At 72.4% G+C, this 17,938-nt stretch carries 16 protein-coding genes and 2 tRNA genes; 4 read left to right on the top strand and 14 right to left on the bottom strand.

The genetic code is table 11. The annotated features are described in order from the left end of the window. The 10 genes from ruvB to pgsA form a co-directional block, all read right to left on the bottom strand. On the bottom strand, nucleotides 1–1,070 hold a 1,070-nt coding region (ruvB, locus tag FNX44_RS11435), incomplete at its 3' end, for a Holliday junction branch migration DNA helicase RuvB (RefSeq protein ID WP_143647940.1). A 52-nt stretch (nucleotides 1,071–1,122) separates the two neighbouring features. Then, nucleotides 1,123–1,749, bottom strand: coding sequence for a Holliday junction branch migration protein RuvA (gene ruvA / locus FNX44_RS11430; RefSeq protein WP_143647939.1), 627 nt, complete (start codon nucleotides 1,747–1,749; stop codon nucleotides 1,123–1,125). Further along, nucleotides 1,746–2,360: a crossover junction endodeoxyribonuclease RuvC gene (ruvC, locus tag FNX44_RS11425; RefSeq protein ID WP_143647938.1), complete on the bottom strand. Its 615-nt coding sequence runs from the start codon at nucleotides 2,358–2,360 to the stop codon at nucleotides 1,746–1,748. Before ruvC ends, ruvA begins: the two co-directional genes overlap by 4 nt. A gap of 206 nt (nucleotides 2,361–2,566) precedes the next feature. Further along, complete coding sequence (locus FNX44_RS11420; RefSeq protein ID WP_143647937.1) at nucleotides 2,567–3,319, bottom strand: YebC/PmpR family DNA-binding transcriptional regulator; 753 nt, start codon at nucleotides 3,317–3,319, stop codon at nucleotides 2,567–2,569. A 90-nt stretch (nucleotides 3,320–3,409) separates the two neighbouring features. Further along, nucleotides 3,410–4,027 (bottom strand): pyridoxal 5'-phosphate synthase glutaminase subunit PdxT, encoded by a 618-nt coding sequence (gene pdxT / locus FNX44_RS11415; protein WP_143647936.1) that lies wholly within the window; start codon nucleotides 4,025–4,027, stop codon nucleotides 3,410–3,412. 114 nt (nucleotides 4,028–4,141) lie between these two features. Continuing rightward, nucleotides 4,142–5,062, bottom strand: a complete 921-nt coding sequence (gene pdxS, locus FNX44_RS11410; protein ID WP_143647935.1) for a pyridoxal 5'-phosphate synthase lyase subunit PdxS — start codon at nucleotides 5,060–5,062, stop codon at nucleotides 4,142–4,144. Between the two features lie 190 nt (nucleotides 5,063–5,252). Continuing rightward, complete coding sequence (locus tag FNX44_RS11405) at nucleotides 5,253–5,807, bottom strand: hypothetical protein (RefSeq protein WP_143647934.1); 555 nt, start codon at nucleotides 5,805–5,807, stop codon at nucleotides 5,253–5,255. Nucleotides 5,808–5,834: 27 nt separating this feature from the next. Then, complete coding sequence (locus FNX44_RS11400; RefSeq protein ID WP_143647933.1) at nucleotides 5,835–7,067, bottom strand: glycosyltransferase family 4 protein; 1,233 nt, start codon at nucleotides 7,065–7,067, stop codon at nucleotides 5,835–5,837. Beyond that, nucleotides 7,064–8,092 (bottom strand): phosphatidylinositol mannoside acyltransferase, encoded by a 1,029-nt coding sequence (locus FNX44_RS11395; RefSeq protein ID WP_143647932.1) that lies wholly within the window; start codon nucleotides 8,090–8,092, stop codon nucleotides 7,064–7,066. Before FNX44_RS11395 ends, FNX44_RS11400 begins: the two co-directional genes overlap by 4 nt. Next, nucleotides 8,089–8,865 (bottom strand): phosphatidylinositol phosphate synthase, encoded by a 777-nt coding sequence (gene pgsA, locus FNX44_RS11390; protein WP_143647931.1) that lies wholly within the window; start codon nucleotides 8,863–8,865, stop codon nucleotides 8,089–8,091. Before pgsA ends, FNX44_RS11395 begins: the two co-directional genes overlap by 4 nt. 209 nt (nucleotides 8,866–9,074) lie before the next feature. On the opposite strand from pgsA, the gene FNX44_RS11385 reads away from it, so the two are divergent. Continuing rightward, complete coding sequence (locus FNX44_RS11385; protein ID WP_143647930.1) at nucleotides 9,075–11,264, top strand: elongation factor G-like protein EF-G2; 2,190 nt, start codon at nucleotides 9,075–9,077, stop codon at nucleotides 11,262–11,264. Nucleotides 11,265–11,366: 102 nt separating this feature from the next. Beyond that, on the top strand, nucleotides 11,367–13,037 hold the full coding sequence (locus FNX44_RS11380) for an AbeC-like domain-containing protein (RefSeq protein ID WP_143647929.1): 1,671 nt from the start codon (nucleotides 11,367–11,369) through the stop codon (nucleotides 13,035–13,037). A 24-nt stretch (nucleotides 13,038–13,061) separates the two neighbouring features. On the opposite strand, the gene FNX44_RS11375 is transcribed toward FNX44_RS11380, so the two are convergent. The 4 genes from FNX44_RS11375 to FNX44_RS11360 all read right to left on the bottom strand — a co-directional run bounded on the left by FNX44_RS11375 (nucleotide 13,062) and on the right by FNX44_RS11360 (nucleotide 16,178). Further along, nucleotides 13,062–13,622, bottom strand: coding sequence for an HIT family protein (locus tag FNX44_RS11375; protein ID WP_143647928.1), 561 nt, complete (start codon nucleotides 13,620–13,622; stop codon nucleotides 13,062–13,064). Nucleotides 13,623–13,686: 64 nt separating this feature from the next. Next, complete coding sequence (thrS, locus tag FNX44_RS11370) at nucleotides 13,687–15,666, bottom strand: threonine--tRNA ligase (RefSeq protein ID WP_143647927.1); 1,980 nt, start codon at nucleotides 15,664–15,666, stop codon at nucleotides 13,687–13,689. A gap of 201 nt (nucleotides 15,667–15,867) precedes the next feature. Continuing rightward, nucleotides 15,868–15,939, bottom strand: a tRNA-Val gene (locus FNX44_RS11365). Between the two features lie 167 nt (nucleotides 15,940–16,106). Beyond that, nucleotides 16,107–16,178: transfer RNA gene (locus tag FNX44_RS11360), tRNA-Val, on the bottom strand. Nucleotides 16,179–16,449: 271 nt separating this feature from the next. On the opposite strand from FNX44_RS11360, the gene FNX44_RS11355 reads away from it, so the two are divergent. Continuing rightward, a complete protein-coding gene (locus tag FNX44_RS11355; protein WP_003959770.1) occupies nucleotides 16,450–16,863 on the top strand; it encodes an SsgA family sporulation/cell division regulator in 414 nt (137 codons plus the stop codon). Between the two features lie 263 nt (nucleotides 16,864–17,126). Beyond that, a complete protein-coding gene (locus FNX44_RS11350) occupies nucleotides 17,127–17,711 on the top strand; it encodes a CGNR zinc finger domain-containing protein (protein ID WP_143647926.1) in 585 nt (194 codons plus the stop codon). The last annotated feature ends 227 nt before the right edge of the window (nucleotides 17,712–17,938 follow it).

Raw genomic sequence — 17,938 nt, 5'->3', positions numbered from 1 at the left:
GGCGGGGTCAAGCCCAGATGTGCCCAGGCGGCCGGGGTGGCGACCCGTCCGCGCGGCGTCCTGGCGAGCAGCCCCTCCCGCACCAGGAACGGTTCGGCGACCTCCTCGACCGTCTCGCGCTCCTCCCCCACGGCGACGGCCAGCGTCGACAGGCCCACCGGGCCGCCGCCGAACAGCTTGAGCAGTGCCTGGAGCACCGCGCGGTCGAGCCGGTCCAGTCCGCGCTCGTCGACCTCGTACACCGCCAGCGCCCGGGCGGCGATCTCCCTGGTGACGTGGCCCTCGGCCTCGACCTGCGCGTAGTCGCGGACCCGGCGCAGCAGCCGGTTGGCGATGCGCGGGGTGCCCCGCGAGCGCCCGGCGATCTCGGCGGCGCCGGCCTCGTCGACCGCGACGTCCAGCAGCCGGGCCGATCGGTGCACGACGCGCTCCAGCTCCTCGGGCTCGTAGAACTCCATGTGCGCGGTGAAGCCGAACCGGTCGCGCAGCGGCGGCGGCAGCAGTCCGGCCCGGGTGGTGGCGCCGACCAGGGTGAACGGCGGCAGCTCGAGCGGGATGGCGGTTGCCCCCGGCCCCTTGCCGACGATCACGTCGACGCGGAAGTCCTCCATCGCCATGTACAGCATCTCCTCGGCGGGCCGGGACATGCGGTGGATCTCGTCGAGGAACAGCACCTCGCCCTCCTGGAGGGAGGACAGGATGGCCGCGAGGTCGCCGGCGTGCTGGATGGCCGGGCCCGAGGTGATGCGGATGGGGGCGCCCATCTCGGAAGCGATGATCATCGAGAGCGTCGTCTTGCCGAGCCCGGGGGCGCCCGAGAGCAGTACGTGGTCGGCGCTCGCGCCGCGCTGCCGCGCAGCCTTCAACACCAGATCGAGTTGCTGCCTCACCTTGGGCTGACCGACGAACTCGGCCAGGCTCTTCGGGCGCAGCGCCGCCTCCACGGCGCTGTCCTCGCTGTCCGCGCCGGCGTCCACCAGCCGCTCGGCCTCCCCCGCCGGGCCGCCCGGCGTCAGGTCGTCCAGGCCGGCCCGGTAGGCGCCGTCGGTGCTGCCGTCGTCCCAGGTCATCATCGGTCTTTCGTCGAGTTCGGTGGTCTTGTCCGGCGCCGCGCGGGCGGCGTCAGCGGGCGCGGTTGAGGGTCTGGAGGGCTGCCCGCAGCAGCTCCCCGACCTGCGGGCTGCCGCCCTGGGCAAGGGTCTCCTCGGCGCGCGGCTCCACCGCGGCCACCGCCTCCTCGGCCTCCCTGGCGGAGTAGCCGAGCCCCACCAGGGCACCGCCGAGCTGGTCCCGCCACCCCGCGGGGGCGGCGGCCGGAGCCGCGCGGCCGGCACGCACCGGCCCCCGGGGGGCGCCCAGCCGGTCCTTCAGCTCCAGCAACAGCTTCTGTGCGCCCTTCTTGCCGATGCCCGGCACGGCGGTGAGCGCCTTCTCGTCGCCGGAGGCGACCGCCGTGCGTAGCGCGTCGGGGGTGTGCACGGCGAGCATGGCCTGGGCGAGCCTGGGACCCACGCCGCTGGCGGTCTGGAGGAGTTCGAAGACCTGCCGCTCGTCCTCGTCGGCGAAGCCGTAGAGGGTGAGGGAGTCCTCGCGGACGACCAGGGACGTGGCCAGCCTGGCGGACTCGTCGACCCGCAGCCCGGCGAGCGTGCCGGGGGTGCACTGGACGCTCAGTCCGACGCCGCCGACGGAGACGACCGCGCCGTCCGGCGCGACGGCGGCCACCCGGCCCTCGACAAAGGCGATCATGTGCTGCTGCCCTTCCTGCTACGGGGACGAACGGCGGCGCGGCCGGTAGGACGACCGGGAACACCGCCGGCGGCGCGGCCGGGAGCACCGCCGGTGGACGGGTTCTGGCGGGCGGCGGCCGCCTGGAGCCGCCCGAGCGCGGGCGCCCGCCAGATGTGGCAGATGGCCAGCGCGAGCGCGTCGGCGGCGTCCGCCGGGCGGGGCGGTTCCGTCAGCCGCAGCAGCCGCGCGACCATCGCGCCCACCTGCGCCTTCTCAGCCCGGCCCGAGCCGGTGACGGCCGCCTTGACCTCGCTGGGCGTGTGCAGGACGACCGGCAGCCCGCGCCGGGCGGCGCACAGCATGGCGACCGCGCTGGCCTGCGCCGTGCCCATCACCGTGCTGACGTTGTGCTGGCTGAAGACCCGCTCGACGGCCACGACGTCGGGGCGGTGCCGGTCCAGCCACTCCTCGAGCCCTCGCTCGACGGCCAACAGCCGGTGCGCGGTGTCCGCGTCGCTCGGCGTGCGCACCACGCCGACCCCGGCCATCCGCAGGGACCGCCCGGCACTGCCCTCGACCACGCCGACGCCGCACCGGGTAAGGCCCGGATCGACCCCGAGCACCAGCACCGGTACCTCCCCGCTGACGACCCGCGTCCGTATCTCTTCCCGGCCGCCGAGAAACGGCCGCCGGCTTCCGGGGAAGCGTAGCCCCCTGCTCTGACAACACCCCCGCGCCCGGCCGGTGTCGGTGCGCCGACGGGCCGGCGGGGGGATGTCCCCCCAGCCGGCCCGTCTTGGTTCGACACGGCGGCAGCGTCCCGCCGCCGACGGCGTCAGGCGTCGACCTTGGCCATGACCTCGTCGGACACGTCGAAGTTGGCGAAGACGTTCTGCACGTCGTCGCTGTCCTCCAGGGCGTCGATCAGCTTGAAGATCTTACGCGCGCCCTCCTCGTCCAGCTCGACCTGCACCGAGGGGACGAAGTTCGCCTCGGCGGAGTCGTAGTCGATGCCGGCCTCCTGGAGCGCGGTACGGACGGCCACCAGGTCGCCGGCCTCGCTCAGCACCTCGAAGGACTCGCCGAGGTCGTTGACCTCCTCGACGCCGGCGTCGAGCACCGCGCCCAGCACGTCGTCCTCGCTCAGCTCGCCCTTGGGGACGATGATGACGCCCTTGCGGTTGAACAGGTAGGAGACCGAGCCCGGGTCGGCCATCGAGCCGCCGTTGCGGGTCATCGCCACGCGCACGTCGGAGGCGGCGCGGTTGCGGTTGTCGGTGAGGCACTCGATGAGCAGCGCGACGCCGTTGGGGCCGTAGCCCTCGTACATGATCGTCTCGTAGTCGGCGCCGCCCGCCTCGAGACCGGCGCCGCGCTTGACCGCGCTGTCGATGTTCTTGTTCGGTACCGAGCTCTTCTTGGCCTTCTGGATGGCGTCGTAGAGCGTGGGGTTGCCTTCCGGGTCGGCGCCGCCCAGCCGTGCCGCCACCTCGACGTTCTTGATCAGCTTGGCGAAGAGCTTGCCGCGCTTGGCGTCGATCACGGCCTTCTTGTGCTTGGTGGTTGCCCACTTAGAGTGGCCGGACACAGCCTCGCTCCTTTGATGTCACCGACAGAACCAACGCGCCTGATCCTACCGCCGACCGGCCGGCGGCACGGCTTGCGCCCTCCCGCCGGGTCAACGGGCGGGCGTCGCGGCCCGGACCATGTCGGTGAACAGCCGGTGGACGCGGTGGTCGCCGGTCAGCTCCGGGTGGAAGGAGGTGGCCAGCAGGGGGCCCTGACGAACCGCCACCGGGTGTCCGTCGTAGGTGGCCAGCACCTCCGTGGCGGCACCGGTGGACTCCACCCAGGGCGCCCGGATGAACACACCCTCGACGGGCCCGCCCGCCAGGCCGGTCATCTCCAGCGCCGCCTCGAACGACTCGTTCTGCCGGCCGAAGGCGTTGCGGCGGACGATCATGTCGATGCCGCCGATCGTCTCCTGGCCGCTGCGCGGGTCGAGGATCTTGTCGGCGAGCATGATCATGCCGGCGCAGGAGCCGTAGGCGGGCATGCCCGCCCGCACCCGCTCGCGCAGCGGCTCCAGCAGACCGAAGATCGTGGCCAGCTTGGACATGGTGGTGGACTCGCCGCCGGGGATGACCAGGCCGTCGACCTCGGCCAGTTCCTCGGGTCGGCGCACCTCGCGCGCGTCGGCGCCGGCCGCGCGCAGCGCGGTCAGGTGCTCGCGCACGTCGCCCTGGAGGGCGAGGACGCCGACGACGGGCTGGGAGGTGGTGGCTTCGGTACTCAAGACGACTCTCCTGATCTTGCTGCGAAACGCGGACGGGGGCACCCGCCCGGGGACGCCCCGGGGAGGTGCCCCCACGTCAGCTGCGGCGCTCACGGCCTGCCGTGCAGGCCCGCGTCACCAGCCGCGGCTGGCGTAGCGCTCGGTCTCCGGCAGGGTGTCGCAGTTGATGCCGACCATGGCCTCGCCCAGGTTGCGCGAGGCGTCGGCGATGACCTTGGGGTCGTCGTAGAAGGTGGTGGCCTTCACGATGGCGGCGGCGCGCTTGGCCGGGTCGCCCGACTTGAAGATGCCGGAACCGACGAACACACCCTCGGCGCCGAGCTGGCGCATCAGGGCGGCGTCGGCCGGGGTCGCGACACCACCGGCGGAGAACAGCACCACCGGCAGCTTGCCCAGCTCGGCGACCTCCTTGACCAGCTCGTAGGGGGCGCGCAGCTCCTTGGCGGCGGCGTACAGCTCGTGGTTGTCCAGGCCGCGCAGACGGCTGATGTCGCCCTTGATCTGGCGCATGTGCCGGACGGCCTCGACGACGTTGCCGGTGCCCGCCTCGCCCTTGGAGCGGATCATCGCCGCGCCCTCGGCGATGCGGCGCAGGGCCTCACCGAGGTTGGTGGCGCCGCAGACGAACGGCGTGGTGAAGGCGAACTTGTCGCTGTGGTTGACCTCGTCGGCCGGGGTGAGCACCTCGGACTCGTCGATGTAGTCGACGCCGAGCGCCTGGAGGATCTGGGCCTCCACGAAGTGGCCGATGCGGGACTTGGCCATCACCGGGATCGAGACGGCGTCGATGATGCCCTCGATCATGTCGGGGTCGGACATCCGGGCGACGCCGCCGTCCTTGCGGATGTCGGCCGGGACGCGCTCCAGCGCCATGACCGCGACCGCGCCGGCGTCCTCGGCGATCTTGGCCTGCTCGGGGGTGACCACGTCCATGATCACGCCGCCCTTGAGCTGCTCGGCCATGCCGCGCTTGACCCGGGCGGTGCCGGTGGCGGGGGCGGTGGCTTCGGACGTGCTGGGAGACGTGCTGGACACGGTTTGACCTCACTCGACGGGGAAAGTGCGACAGGGCCATCGTAGGCCCGTCCTGTCGGACGACCGACCGGCCACCAGGTCCACTTCGGGCGCGGTCGTGCTCCTCAACTGATAAAAGACGGGCCCGGCCCGGGCGGCAAGGGCCAATTCGCGGTCAGTGGCCTGCGGCAACCCCCGCTGCGGGTCGCGGCTAGGCGTTGTTGCTGCGGTCGTCGAGGACCGCCGGGGGCTCGTCGTCCATCTCGAAGGCCTGCGGGGAGGGGGCATGGCCGGCCAGTCGGAAGAGCCGCACCTTGCGGTGCCGGCGCAGCGCCCGCGCGGCGCGCACCGCGTCGTTGTGGAAGCGGCGGGCCATCGGCACCCGGCGCACGGCGGCGGTCAGCTCCTCGATGCTCTCCTCGCCGCCCGGGACCTCGCGCACCGCCGCCACCTGGGCCTGATCGGCGAAGACCGCGCGCAGCGCCTGGCTGAACTCGCTCTCGGCGACCTCCCGTTCCTCCTCCTCGGCCTGGCGGGCCCGGTGGGCGGCCTGGTGGAGGACCATCGAGGCGGCCGGGTCGAGCACGCCGGAGGTGGCCAGTTCCTGGGCCACCGAGGCGCGGCGCAGCAGCTGGGCGTCGAGTGCGGCGCGGGCGGCGTCGATCCGGCTGTGCAGGCGGTCGAGCCGGCCGGCGGTCCAGCTGAGGTAGACCGCGATCAGCAGCAGCGCGGCGGCGGCCAGGATGAGCCAGGTGAAGGTCGTCACGGCTGGCTACAGTACCGGCCGGCGCCGTCACCCCCAGGGCCGGCGCCAGCCCGTCGCGCGGGGCCGTCCGTCCGCCGCGACGGACCCGGGGTCCGCGGCCGCCGACCCGGCGGCGTCCGGCTCGGCGTCGGAGTCCGCGGAAGAGCCCGTCGTGGAGCCCGCCGCGCCCTCGATGACCGTCTCGTAGACGGCGAGCACGTCGGCGCCGACCGTCGACCAGTCGAAGCGCCGTACGTGCCGGGAGGCGTGCGCGCGCAGCTCCGCCCGCCGCTCCGGGTCGGACAGCAGCCGGACGCAGGCCTCGGCGAGCGCGTCGGCGTCCTCGTTGGGGAACAGTTCACCCGCGCGTCCGCCGTCCAGCACCTGGGCGAACGCGTCCAGGTCGCTGGCGAGCACGGGCGCCCCGGCCGACATGGCCTCCACGAGGATGATGCCGAAGCTCTCCCCGCCCAGGTTGGGCGCCACGTACACGTCGACGCTGCGCAGCAGGCGGGCCTTGTCCTCGTCGCTGACCATGCCGAGGAACTCGACGCGCTCGCGCAGTTCTTCCGGCAGGTCGGCTACGGCCTCGCGTTCGTCGCCGCGCCCGGCCACCAGGAGCCGGGCCCCGGGGCGGCGGCGCAGGATCTCGGGCAGGGCGCGCATCAGGACCGGCAGTCCCTTGCGGGACTCGTCGATCCGGCCGATGAAGCCGATGGTCTCGCCCTGCCACTCGGTCTTGGGCTCCGCGGAGGCGAAGAAGTCCACGTCCACGCCGTTGGGGATGACCACGGCGTCCCCGCCCAGGTGCTCGACGAGCGTCCGGCGGGCGTACTCGCTCACCGCGATGCGCGCGCTGATCTTCTCCAGGGCGGCCTGGAGGATCGGGTAGGCGGCCATCATGGCGCGTGAGCGCGGGTTGGAGGTGTGGAAGGTGGCGACGACGGGGCCGCTCGCGGCCCAGCAGGCGAGCAGGGCGAGCGAGGGCGCGGCGGGTTCGTGCAGGTGCAGGACGTCGAAGTCGCCCTCGTTCACCCAGCGACGGGTGCGGGCGGCGGAGAGCACGCCGAAGTTCAGCCGCGCCACCGAGCCGTTGTAGGGCACAGGCACTGCCCGGCCGGCGGAGACGACGTACGGCGGCAGCAGCGTGCCCTCTTCCGCCGGGGCGAGTACGGAGACCTCGTGGCCCAGTCCGATCAGGTGCTCGGCCAGGTCGCGGATGTGGAACTGGACGCCGCCGGGCACGTCCCACGAGTAGGGGCAGACGATGCCGATCCTCACGGTGCCGTTCCCGTCTCGCCGCCGGTGTGCGACGTCCGCCGGTCGGCCGCCGCGCCGTCGGAGGGTCGCGCCTGGGGAAGCGGGGCGGCGGGCGCGGACGTCGTGTCCCCGCCGCCGTACCCGCTGCTGTCGGCGCCGCGCGGCTCCAGGTCGGAGAGCCACAGTCGTTGCAGCATGTGCCAGTCCTCGGGGTGGGCGGCGATGCCTTCGGCGAAGCGGTCGGCCATCTCCTGGGTCATCACGGCGGCCTTCTCGGCGCGGGTGCCCTCGGTCGGCACCGCCACCGCGGGGTGGACGCGGCCCTTGAGTACGGGGGTGCCGTCGTACCAGAGGGTGGCGGGCAGCAGCCGGGCGCCGGTCTGGAGCGCGAGCAGCGCGGGGCCGCCGGGCATCCGGGTCTTCTCGCCGAAGAAGTCCACCTCGATGCCGGAGGCGGACAGGTCGCGGTCGGCGACGAGGGCGGCCATGCCGCCGGCCCGCATCCGCCGGGCGAGGGTGCCGAAGGCGGCGCCGCCCTCGTGCGGCAGCACCTCCATGCCCAGGCCCTCGCGGTAGGCGACGAACCGGTCGTACAGCGACTCCGGCTTGAGACGTTCGGCGACGGTGGTGAAGGGGATACCGAGGTGGCTGGCGAGCCAGGCGCCGGCGAGGTCCCAGTTGGCCAGGTGGGGCAGGGCGAGCACGGTGCCGCCGCCGGCGGCGTGCGAGTCGGTGAGGTGGTGCAGGTCGTGGATGTAGACGCTGCGGCCGATCCGCTCCCTGCTCCAGGCGGGCAGCCGGAACGCCTCCATCCAGTAGCGCAGGTAGGAGCGCATGCCGGCGCGGGACAGCTCTCTGAGGCGTTCGGGAGAGGCGTCGGGCACCACACGGGCGAGGTTCGCCTCCAGCTGCCGCACCGCCTTGCCCTGTCGTTTCCAGGTGCGGTCGGCGACCGTACGGCCGAGGCCGGCGGCGCTGCGCTCGGGCAGTCGCTTGACCACTCCCCAGCCCAGCCCGTACAAGCCGTCGGTGAGTCGTTCCCTCACGCCGCTCCACTCCCCCGGTCGGTGTCGGACCTCCGGGGTGTGCCGGAGGGCTTGGCGTCCGTCGGGTCCCCGGTGGCGGCGGACGGGTCGGGGGCGTCGGCGTCCGTGGGGCGGTCGGCGGTGGCCGTGGCGGCCCGCTCGGCCGCGTCCGCCTCGGCGGCCTCCCGGCGGACGGTGACGACCCGCTGTCCCAGCGTGACACAGCTGCCCAGCGCCACGGTCCACAGCGCGATCGGCAGCAGCACCTCGATGTAGGGCACGCCGAAGGCCGCGAAGCCCGCGAGACCCGTGCACACCAGGGTGAGCACCAGCCGCTCGGACCGCTCGACCAGCCCGTTGACGTTCACCGGCAGGCCGATGCTCTCGCCGCGCGCCTTCGTGTACGAGACGACCTGGCCGCTCGCCAGGCAGAAGATCGACACCGCGCAGAGTGTCACGCTGTCGCCCTGCCCCGCGTACCACAGGGCCAGGCCGCCGAAGACGGCCGAGTCGGCCACCCGGTCCAGTGTGGAGTCGAGGAAGGCGCCCCACCGGCTCGATCGACCCGACTGCCGGGCCATGTTGCCGTCCAGCATGTCGGAGAAGACGAACACGGTGATGAAGACCGTGCCCCAGAAGAAGTGGCCCTGCGGGTAGAACACCAACGCGCCGGCGACCACGCCGCCGGTACCGACGAGGGTGACCGCGTCAGGGCTGACGCCCAGCCGCAGGAGCAGAGCGGCGAGCGGTGTGAAGACACGCGTGAAGAAGGCACGCGCGTACTTGTTCAGCATTGCCGTCCCGAATGGTCGATCGAGCCGTGTGGCGTTCGGCCACCGGCTGGCCCATCGTAGCCACGCGCCGCTCGGCCGGCGCGCACGGACCGGGCCCCGTCCGGTGGGTCGGGGCGCGCACCGCACGTCTTCGGCCGCGACGTGTGGACGACCCGGCCCGGCGGTGGAAAGCTCGAAGGGACCGGTTGCCGAGCGGCGGAGGCGGGCTCATGGGCGACAGGAACGGGACGGTGACGCAGGCCCCCGACAGGGTCCGCGAGGTGGCGGACCCGGAGGGCCTGCGCAACGTGGCGCTGGTCGGTCCGAGCGGGTCGGGCAAGACGACCCTGGCGGAGGCGTTGGCGCGGGCCTCGGGCGCGCTGTCGCGCTCGGGCCGGGTGGAGGACGGCACGACCGTCTCCGACCATGACGAGATCGAGCAGCGGCAGGGCCGTTCGGTGCAGTTGTCGGTGGTGCCGCTGGACTGGGACGGGCTGCGGATCAACCTGCTGGACACCCCGGGGCATGCGGACTTCCTGGGCGAGCTGCGGGCCGGGCTGCGCGCGGCGGACGCGGCGCTCTTCGTGATCTCGGCAGCCGACGGGGTGGACGCCGGCACCCGGGCGCTGTGGCGTGAGTGCGCCGCCGTCGGCACGCCGCGGGCGATCGTGCTGACGCATCTGGACGCCGTCCGCGCCGACTTCGACGAGATGGTCGCGCTGTGCCGGGACGCCTTCGGCGGTGCCGACCCGGACGCCGTGCTGCCGCTGCACCTGCCGATCACCGGGGAACCGGGCGCGGACGGGCATCCGCCGGTGACCGGACTGGCAGCGCTGCTCACCGGGCAGGTCGTCGACTACTCGGCCGGCCGCCGCGAGGTGCGGCCGCCGCAGGACGGCGAGGTGGCCCGGCTGGCCGGGGCGCGTGAGCGGCTGATCGAGGGGGTGATCGCCGAGAGCGAGGACGAGGCGCTGATGGACCGCTACGCGGCGGGCGCGGAGGTGGACGCGCCGCTGCTGGTCACCGACCTGGAGAAGGCGGTGGCGCGGGCGGTGTTCCATCCGGTCCTGGTGGCGGCGCCGGCCGCCGTCGACGTCGAGCAGGCGCTCGGCACGGTGGAGGTGCTGGAACTGGTCGCGCGCGGCTTCCCCACCCCGCGTGAGCGGGCGCTGCCGCCGGTGACCACCACGGACGGCGAGCCCCGCGCCGAGCCGGCCTGTGATCCGTCCGGCCCGCTGGTCGCGGAGGTGGTGCGGCTTGCGTCCGACCCGTACGTCGGCCGGGTGGCGCTGGTGCGGGTGTTCTCCGGGACGCTGCGGCCGGACACCCCGGTGCACGTCTGCGGCCACGGGCTGGCCGACCGGGGCCACGAGGACCATGATCTGGACGTCAGGGTGGGCGCGCTGACCTCGCCGTTCGGCCGTCACCAGCGTCCGCTCGGGCAGGCCGTCGCCGGCGATCTGGCGTGCGTGGCGCGGCTGACCGGGGCGGAGACCGGTGACACGCTCTCGGACCGCGCCGACCCACTGCTGATGCCCGCCTGGGAACTGCCGGACCCGCTGCTGCCGGTGCCGGTGCGGGCGCACGGCAAGGCGGACGAGGACCGCTTCTCCCAGGGCCTGGCGAAGCTCGCCGCCGAGGACCCGACGTTGCGCGTCGAGCAGAACCCGGCCACCGGGCAGGTGGTGCTGTGGTGCCTGGGCGAGGCGCACCGGGACGTGGCGCTGGAGCGGCTGCGCGGCCGGTTCGGGGTGCGGGTGGACACCGAGGAGCACCGCGTGGAGCTGCGGGAGACGTTCGCCGGTCCGGCCGCCGGGCGCGGCCGGCACGTCAAGCAGTCCGGCGGGCACGGCCAGTACGCGGTGTGCGAGATCACCGTGGAGCCGCTGCCGGTCGGCTCCGGCATCGAGTTCGTGGACGAGGTGGTGGGCGGCGCGGTGCCCCGGCAGTTCATTCCGTCGGTGGAGAAGGGCGTACGTGCCCGGGCGGCGGCCGGGCTGCGCGGCGAACGGCCGCTGGTCGACGTGCGGGTGACGCTGAAGGACGGCAAGGCGCACTCGGTGGACTCCTCCGACGCGGCGTTCCAGACCGCCGGCGCGCTCGCTCTGCGGGAGGCCGCGCAGGAGGCGGGGCTGCGGCTGCTGGAGCCGGTCGCAGAGGTGGGCGTGACGGTGGCGGACGAGTACGTCGGCGCGGTGCTCAGCGATCTGTCCGCGCGGCGCGGGCGGGTTCTCGGCACCGAGCAGCAGGAGGGCGGCAGCACCTGGGTGCGCGCCGAGGTCCCGGAACGGGAGCTGGGGCGCTACGCGGTGGAGCTGAGGTCGCTGGCGCACGGTTCCGGCGCGTTCACCCGCCGCCACCTCCGACACGAGCCGGTACCGCAGCAGTTGGCGGCCAGGATGCTGGAAGCGGCAGGCTGAGCACCCGAACACCGATAGTCTGACGGTCCGGCAGGATGTGTGGCGAGCATTCCGGTTGGGAACAGCCCATGGTGCGACGCGCGGACGACAGTGGGGGTACGGGTGGCCGGCTTCGACGACGGCAGGCAGCAGGGCGCGGCGGTCGACTTCAGTCCCGGCGCGCAGGTCCCGCTCTCCGCCGGCTCCGGCCAGAGCGCCGCGACGCAGGCGCTCGCCTCCGGCGCCTACCGGGACGGTCCCGTCTCCGACCTGCTGAAGGCGAACGGCGAGGCGTCGGTGAAGCCTCCCAAACTGTCCCTCTTCGAGCCGAATCTGGGTGAGGCGTTCTCCCGGGCGGTGCAGGTGCGCATGCTCGGCGGTGGGCGGGCGCCGCTGATCCAGTCCTTCGGCACCGACCCGCAGGTGATCGCCGACCACTGCCTGGCCGCCTCCCGCTTCCGCAAGGCGCGCGACGCGCGGCTGACGGCGGTGATGGGGCTGCTCGGGCTGCTGTTCCTGCCCGGGGTGCTGCTCTGGTTGGGCGGCTTCCAGCTGCGCCGGTGGCTGGCGGGGGCACAGAACAAGCGGGCGGGGGCGTTCGGCGTGCTGGCGCTCGCGGCGCTGGCCGCCGTGGTGCTGCTGGTCGCCGTGACGCTGCCGGTGGGCGGTTTCCTGGCGATCTACCTGCGGGTGATGCTCGTGGCGCCGGTCGTCGGCTGGTTCCTGGCCAAGCGGATCTGCGAGCGGTACGCGAAGGAGCTGCGCGAATGCTGGATGGGGCTGCTCTCCGGCGGCGGGGTCGGGGCCCGTATCCCGGAGACGGTGCCGCAGGACCCCAACGACGCCGACGCGGAACGGCTGCGCAAGGCGCTGACCCAGCTCGCCGCCGAGCAGAACAGCAACCTGGTCTTCTACGCGGGCCCCAAGGGGATACTGGGCATGGGCACCCGCTGGGGCAGCTGGCAGCTGGCCGAGGAGCTCACGCCGAGTCCGGACGCGGAGGAGATCAACCCGTTCCGCAGCTGGGACGTGATCCGCGCGATCCAGGACCAGTTGCGGATGCTGGAGCGGGGGCCGCTGCACACCGGCGGCTTCCCCAAGCCCTCGATACGGCACTGGATCGTGGCGCCGGTCAGTGAGGGCGCGAAGGCGGTCTCCCGGCCGGAGGGCCAGGAGGTCGAGGCCTACCAGGTCAAGGACTTCGAGATCCAGCGGATCTGCAACGAGCAGCAGTTCGGCAGTGGGAACCGGCACTACCTCGGTGTCCAGTTCGTGCTGTGGGACGGCCAGTTGGTGCTGACGCTGCTGATCAGCGTCACCGTGCTGCACCACACGTTGCGCATCGAGGTGACCGGCCACGCGCTCGGCCCGGTGCATCCGCTGTTCACCACCAAGCCGGCGCCGAAGGCCAAGCAGGTCAGCAAGACGGTGAAGTTCTGGGAGACCAAGAGCGTGCCGCTGCCGCTGGTGGACACCAAGGAGGTCGTGCGGCTGGCCGCCCGGGCGCCGCTGACCTGGTTCCCGCCGGTGCTGGACTTCCTCGGCGGCAAGCTCACACTGCCGGAGCCGTTCGGGCTGCGGCACACCTGGGCGGACAAGCCGTGGCGGCACCGCTTCATGGCGGACGACGCGCTGCGGGCGGCGACGCCGGTGCTGCGGGTGGTGCACACCGCGGCGCTGAAGGTGCTGGAGGACAACGGTGTGGCGACGGAGAAGTTCGGCGCCCGCTCGCAGTTCCTCAGCGGCGCGGTGCAGGCGCACGTGCCGACCAAGGCGGACGAGTACAACGCCTGAGCCCCGCCCGGGGCGCCGGCCCGGTCAGTCCGCCGGCCAGGCGGCGGCGATCAGACGCCGGGTGTCGGCGAGGAGTTGCGGCAGCACCTTGGTGTGTCCGATGACCGGCATGAAGTTGGTGTCGCCGCCCCAGCGCGGCACCAGGTGCTGGTGCAGGTGGGCGGCGATGCCGGCGCCGGCGGCGTCGCCCTGGTTCATGCCGATGTTGAAGCCGTGCGCGCCGGAGGCGGCGCGCAGCGCGGTCATGGCCCGCTTGGTGAAGTCGGCGAGTTCGACGGTCTCCGCGTCGGTGAGGTCGGTGTAGTCGGCGACGTGCCGGAAGGGGACCACCATCAGGTGGCCGCCGTTGTACGGGTACAGGTTCAGGACCGCGTAGACGTGCGCGCCCCGGGCGACGACCAGGCCGTCCTCGTCGCTCTTGGCGGGGATCTCGCAGAAGGGGCAGCCGTCTCCCGCGGCGGACCCGCTCGGCTTGTTCTCCCCCTGGATGTACGCCATGCGGTGGGGTGTCCACAGCCGCTGGAACGCGTCCGGCGACCCCACTCCGATCTGCTGCTCCGGCTCGCTGGTCATGCCGGCCAGCATATGGCGTCCGGACGGCGGTCGGGGCCCCGGGTGGTCACCCGGGGCCCCGACCGTCAGCGGGCTGTCAGACCTGCTCGCGGGAGTCCACGGCGCGCTGGATCTCCGCGATGGCCTCCTCGCGCGGGATGCCGTTCTTCTGGGAGCCGTCCCGGTAGCGGAAGCTGACCGCGCCGGCCGCCATGTCGTCGTCGCCGGCGATGACCATGAACGGCACCTTGGCCTTCTGGGCGTTGCGGATCTTCTTCTGCATGCGGTCGGAGGAGGCGTCGACCTCCACCCGCAGGCCCTTGGCCTTCGCCTCGGCGGCGAACTCCCGCAGGTACGGCACGTGGTCGTCGCCGATGGGGATGCCGACGGCCTGCACGGGGGCCAGCCACGGCGGGAAGACACCCGCGTAGTGCTCCAGCAGGACGGCGAAGAAGCGCTCGATGGAACCGAAGAGCGCCCGGTGGATCATCACCGGCCGCTGCCGGGAGCCGTCGGCTGCGGTGTACTCCAGATCGAAGCGGTCGGGCAGGTTGAAGTCCACCTGGATCGTCGACATCTGCCAGGTGCGGCCGATGGCGTCCTTGGCCTGGACGGAGATCTTGGGCCCGTAGAAGGCCGCCCCGCCCGGGTCCATGACGAGTTCCAGGCCCTGCTTCTCGGCGGCCTGGCGCAGCGCCTCGGTGGCCTGCTCCCAGTTCTCGTCCGAGCCGATGGACTTCTCCGGGTCCTTGGTGGACAGCTCCAGGTAGAAGTCGTCGAGGCCGTAGTCGCGCAGCAGGTTCAGCACGAAGGTGAGCAGGGAGTCCAGCTCGTCGGCCATCTGCTCGCGGGTGCAGTAGATGTGCGCGTCGTCCTGGGTGAAGCCCCGCGCACGGGTGAGGCCGTGCACCACGCCGGACTTCTCGTAGCGGTAGACCGTGCCGAACTCGAAGAGCCGCAGCGGCAGTTCGCGGTAGGAACGGCCCCTCGCGTCGAAGATCAGGTTGTGCATGGGGCAGTTCATGGGCTTCAGGTAGTAGTCCTGGCCCTCGTCGAGCTGCATGGGCGGGTACATGCCGTCGGCGTACCAGTCCAGGTGGCCCGACTTCTCGAAGAGGGTGCCCTTGGTCGCGTGCGGGGAGTAGACGAACTCGTAGTCCGACTCCTCGTGCCGCTTGCGGGAGTAGTCCTCCATGACCCGGCGGATGATGCCGCCCTTGGGGTGGAAGACGGCCAGGCCGGAGCCGATCTCCTCGGGGATGGAGAACAGGTCGAGCTCGCTGCCCAGCTTGCGGTGGTCGCGCTTCTCGGCCTCGGCGAGGAACTCCAGGTACGCCTTCAGCTGGTCCTTCGCGGGCCAGGCGGTGCCGTAGATCCGCTGGAGCTGCTTGTTCTTCTCGTTGCCCCGCCAGTACGCGGCGGCGACGCGCATCAGTTTGAAGGCCGGGACGAGCCGGGTGGTGGGCAGGTGGGGACCCCGGCAGAGGTCCTTCCAGCACAGCTCGCCGGTCTTGGCGTCCAGGTTGTCGTAGATGGTCAGCTCGCCGGCGCCGACCTCGGCGGACGCGCCCTCGGCGGCCTCGGCGGCGGAGCCCTTGAGTCCGATGAGTTCGAGCTTGTAGGGCTCGCCGGCCAGCTCCTGGCGGGCCTCCTCGTCGGTGGTGACCCGGCGGGAGAAGCGCTGTCCGCGCTTGATGATCTCCTGCATCTTCTTCTCGATGCGCTTGAGATCGTCCGGGTGGAAGGGCTCGGCGACGTCGAAGTCGTAGTAGAAGCCGTCCTTGACGGGCGGGCCGATGCCCAGCTTGGCCTCCGGGAAGAGCTCCTGCACGGCCTGGGCCATCACGTGCGCGGTGGAGTGCCGCAGGATGTCCAGACCGTCGGGGCTGTTCACGTCGACGGGCTCGACCTCGTCGCCGTCGGCGAGCGGGTGGGCCAGGTCCCTCAGCTGTCCGCCGACCCGGGCCGCGACGATGTTCCGCTCCCCCTCGAAGAGCGCGCCGGCGGTCGTGCCCGTGGTCACCACGCGCTCTTCCCGCTCGGAATCGCGTTGAACGGCAACACGGACGTCTGACACCGGATCTCTCCTGACTCGACTCGGGATGCGGCGGCGAGCGCCGGCCGCGGCTGGAATCGTACCGAGCCCGGGCACACACGCGCCAAGCGGTTACCCGCCGCGACCGGACCGGAACGGCGAAGGCGGGCGGGAAGGCGGAAAACGACGCCGGGAACGACAAAGGCCGGTCGTCCGCGACTGACCGGCCCTGCGTGGGGTGTGTGGGCGATACTGGGTTCGAACCAGTGACCTCTTCGGTGTGAACGAAGCGCTCTCCCACTGAGCTAATCGCCCCCTGTGCCCTGCGGCACGGGTAGAACCATACAGGGAGGTCAGCGCTCCTCCAAACCACGTTCACGAGCCCGCGCGTGCACGACCCGGGCGCCGGAACGCGCAAGGGGGCGCCGGAACGCGCAAGAGGTCCGGAAGGCTCGCTTGCCTTCCGGACCTCTTGTCCGCGGTGGGCGATACTGGGTTCGAACCAGTGACCTCTTCGGTGTGAACGAAGCGCTCTCCCACTGAGCTAATCGCCCGCGGTGCGGCGCCAACACTACCGCATGCCGACACCCCGCCGTGACCACCTCGGCACCACACCGGCACCGCTCTTCGGATACGCGTTCGAAAACCGGCGCGAACCCGCCTTCACCTCAACGGACGCAGTTCACAAACTGCCGATCCCCGTGTTCATGGGGTCGAAGAAGCCCAAATCCGGCAGAGGGGTTTACAACCGGCCGGTAGGTGGCATGTCGATTTCGCCGACGTGCGAACCCCCGAGCGCACACTGAGCGAAAGGCCCTGGCGCTTATGAACACCACGGTCAGCTGCGAGCTGCACCTGCGCCTCGTTGTATCCAGCGAGTCCTCCCTGCCTGTACCCGCGGGCCTGCGGTATGACACGGCCGACCCCTACGCGGTACATGCGACCTTCCACACCGGTGCCGAGGAGACGGTCGAGTGGGTCTTCGCCCGCGATCTCCTCGCGGAGGGGCTGCACCGCCCCACCGGCACCGGAGACGTCCGAGTCTGGCCCTCCCGAAGCCACGGGCAGGGCGTCGTCTGCATCGCCCTCAGCTCCCCCGAGGGTGAGGCTCTGCTGGAGGCCCCGGCGCGGGCTCTGGAGTCCTTCCTCAAGCGAACGGACGCGGCGGTGCCGCCCGGCACCGAGCATCGACACTTCGACCTCGACACCGAGCTTTCGCACATCCTCGCCGAAAGCTGAGCCCGTCCGACCGGCGCCGGTGGTCAAACCGGCGCCGCTCGGGCGGGAACACGGGCGGGTCGCCACCCGCCGGCACCCGTCTGCCGTCCGACTCGGGGCGACGGCAGGCGGCCCGGCGGCCGCCCGGGCAGGAAGCGCATGGCCGGTTCAGGCCGCCGTCACTCCCAGGTGACGGCGGCCTGAGGCACGCTAGGAGATAGAGTCTCCCGTCAGCTACGAACACCTGAACAGAAGCTGACGTACACCACCGGCCTGGAGCGACCGTGCTGATCAACCACGACACCCGGTTCGCGCTCGACGGCGTCGTCGATCTCCTCAACACCGCGGCGGACGAGGACCAGCCAGACACGCTCGCGGATCTCGACGCCCTGCGCGGTTACGTGGAACGCAACAGCATCAGCGGCGTCGGCCGGCTCACCGAGTCCGACCTCGCCGCCGTACGCGAGGTCAGGGAACGCTTCACCGAGGTCTTCGCCGCCCCCGACACCCGCACCGCCGCCGAGCTGGTGAACGCCCTGGTCGCCAAGGCCGGCACGACGCCGCAGCTCACCGACCACGACGGCTACGACTGGCACGTGCACTACTTCGCGCCCGGCGCGAGCGTCGCCGACCACCTGGCGGCCGACGGCGGCATGGCCCTCGGCTACCTCATCGTCGGCGGAGAGCGCGAGCGGTTGCGCCGCTGCGCCGCCCCGGACTGCCGCCGGGCCTTCATCGACCTGTCCCGCAACCGCTCCCGGCGCTACTGCTCCAGCCGGACGTGCGGCAACCGCCTGCACGTGGCCGCCTACCGGGCCCGGCAGCGGGAATCCGCCGAAAGCACCCAGGCGACCACCGCCGAGGCATAGGCACGTCCCGCCGGCACGCTTCGACAGTCCCGCCCCGTTTACAGCTGCGGCGCGGGTCACAGCAGCAGCAGATCGTGCACGGCGCTGAGCAGCAGGATGCCGCCGATCACTCCGAGGAAGAGGATCAGCGGCGGCTGCGAGAGGGCGAACAGACAGCCTCGCGGCTCGTCGGCCGCCGAGGAGACGTCGACGGGTCGAGGCGGGAGGGGCCCGGGCGGGAGCTTGTC

The sequence above is a fragment of the Streptomyces alkaliterrae genome (assembly GCF_007097205.2).
GTDB classification, from domain to species: Bacteria; Actinomycetota; Actinomycetes; order Streptomycetales; family Streptomycetaceae; genus Streptomyces; species Streptomyces alkaliterrae.
Note: the sequence above shows the minus strand (reverse complement) of the source record. Positions and strands in the feature narration are given on the sequence as shown.

Excerpts from the sequence above, each read along its gene's own strand:
- pgsA (WP_143647931.1), bottom strand. The coding sequence starts at position 8,865 with ATGCTGAACAAGTACGCGCGTGCCTTCTTCACGCGTGTCTTCACACCG.
- FNX44_RS11385 (WP_143647930.1), top strand. The coding sequence starts at position 9,075 with ATGGGCGACAGGAACGGGACGGTGACGCAGGCCCCCGACAGGGTCCGC.
- FNX44_RS11375 (WP_143647928.1), bottom strand. The coding sequence starts at position 13,622 with ATGCTGGCCGGCATGACCAGCGAGCCGGAGCAGCAGATCGGAGTGGGG.
- FNX44_RS11355 (WP_003959770.1), top strand. The coding sequence starts at position 16,450 with ATGAACACCACGGTCAGCTGCGAGCTGCACCTGCGCCTCGTTGTATCC.
- ruvA (WP_143647939.1), bottom strand. The coding sequence starts at position 1,749 with ATGATCGCCTTTGTCGAGGGCCGGGTGGCCGCCGTCGCGCCGGACGGC.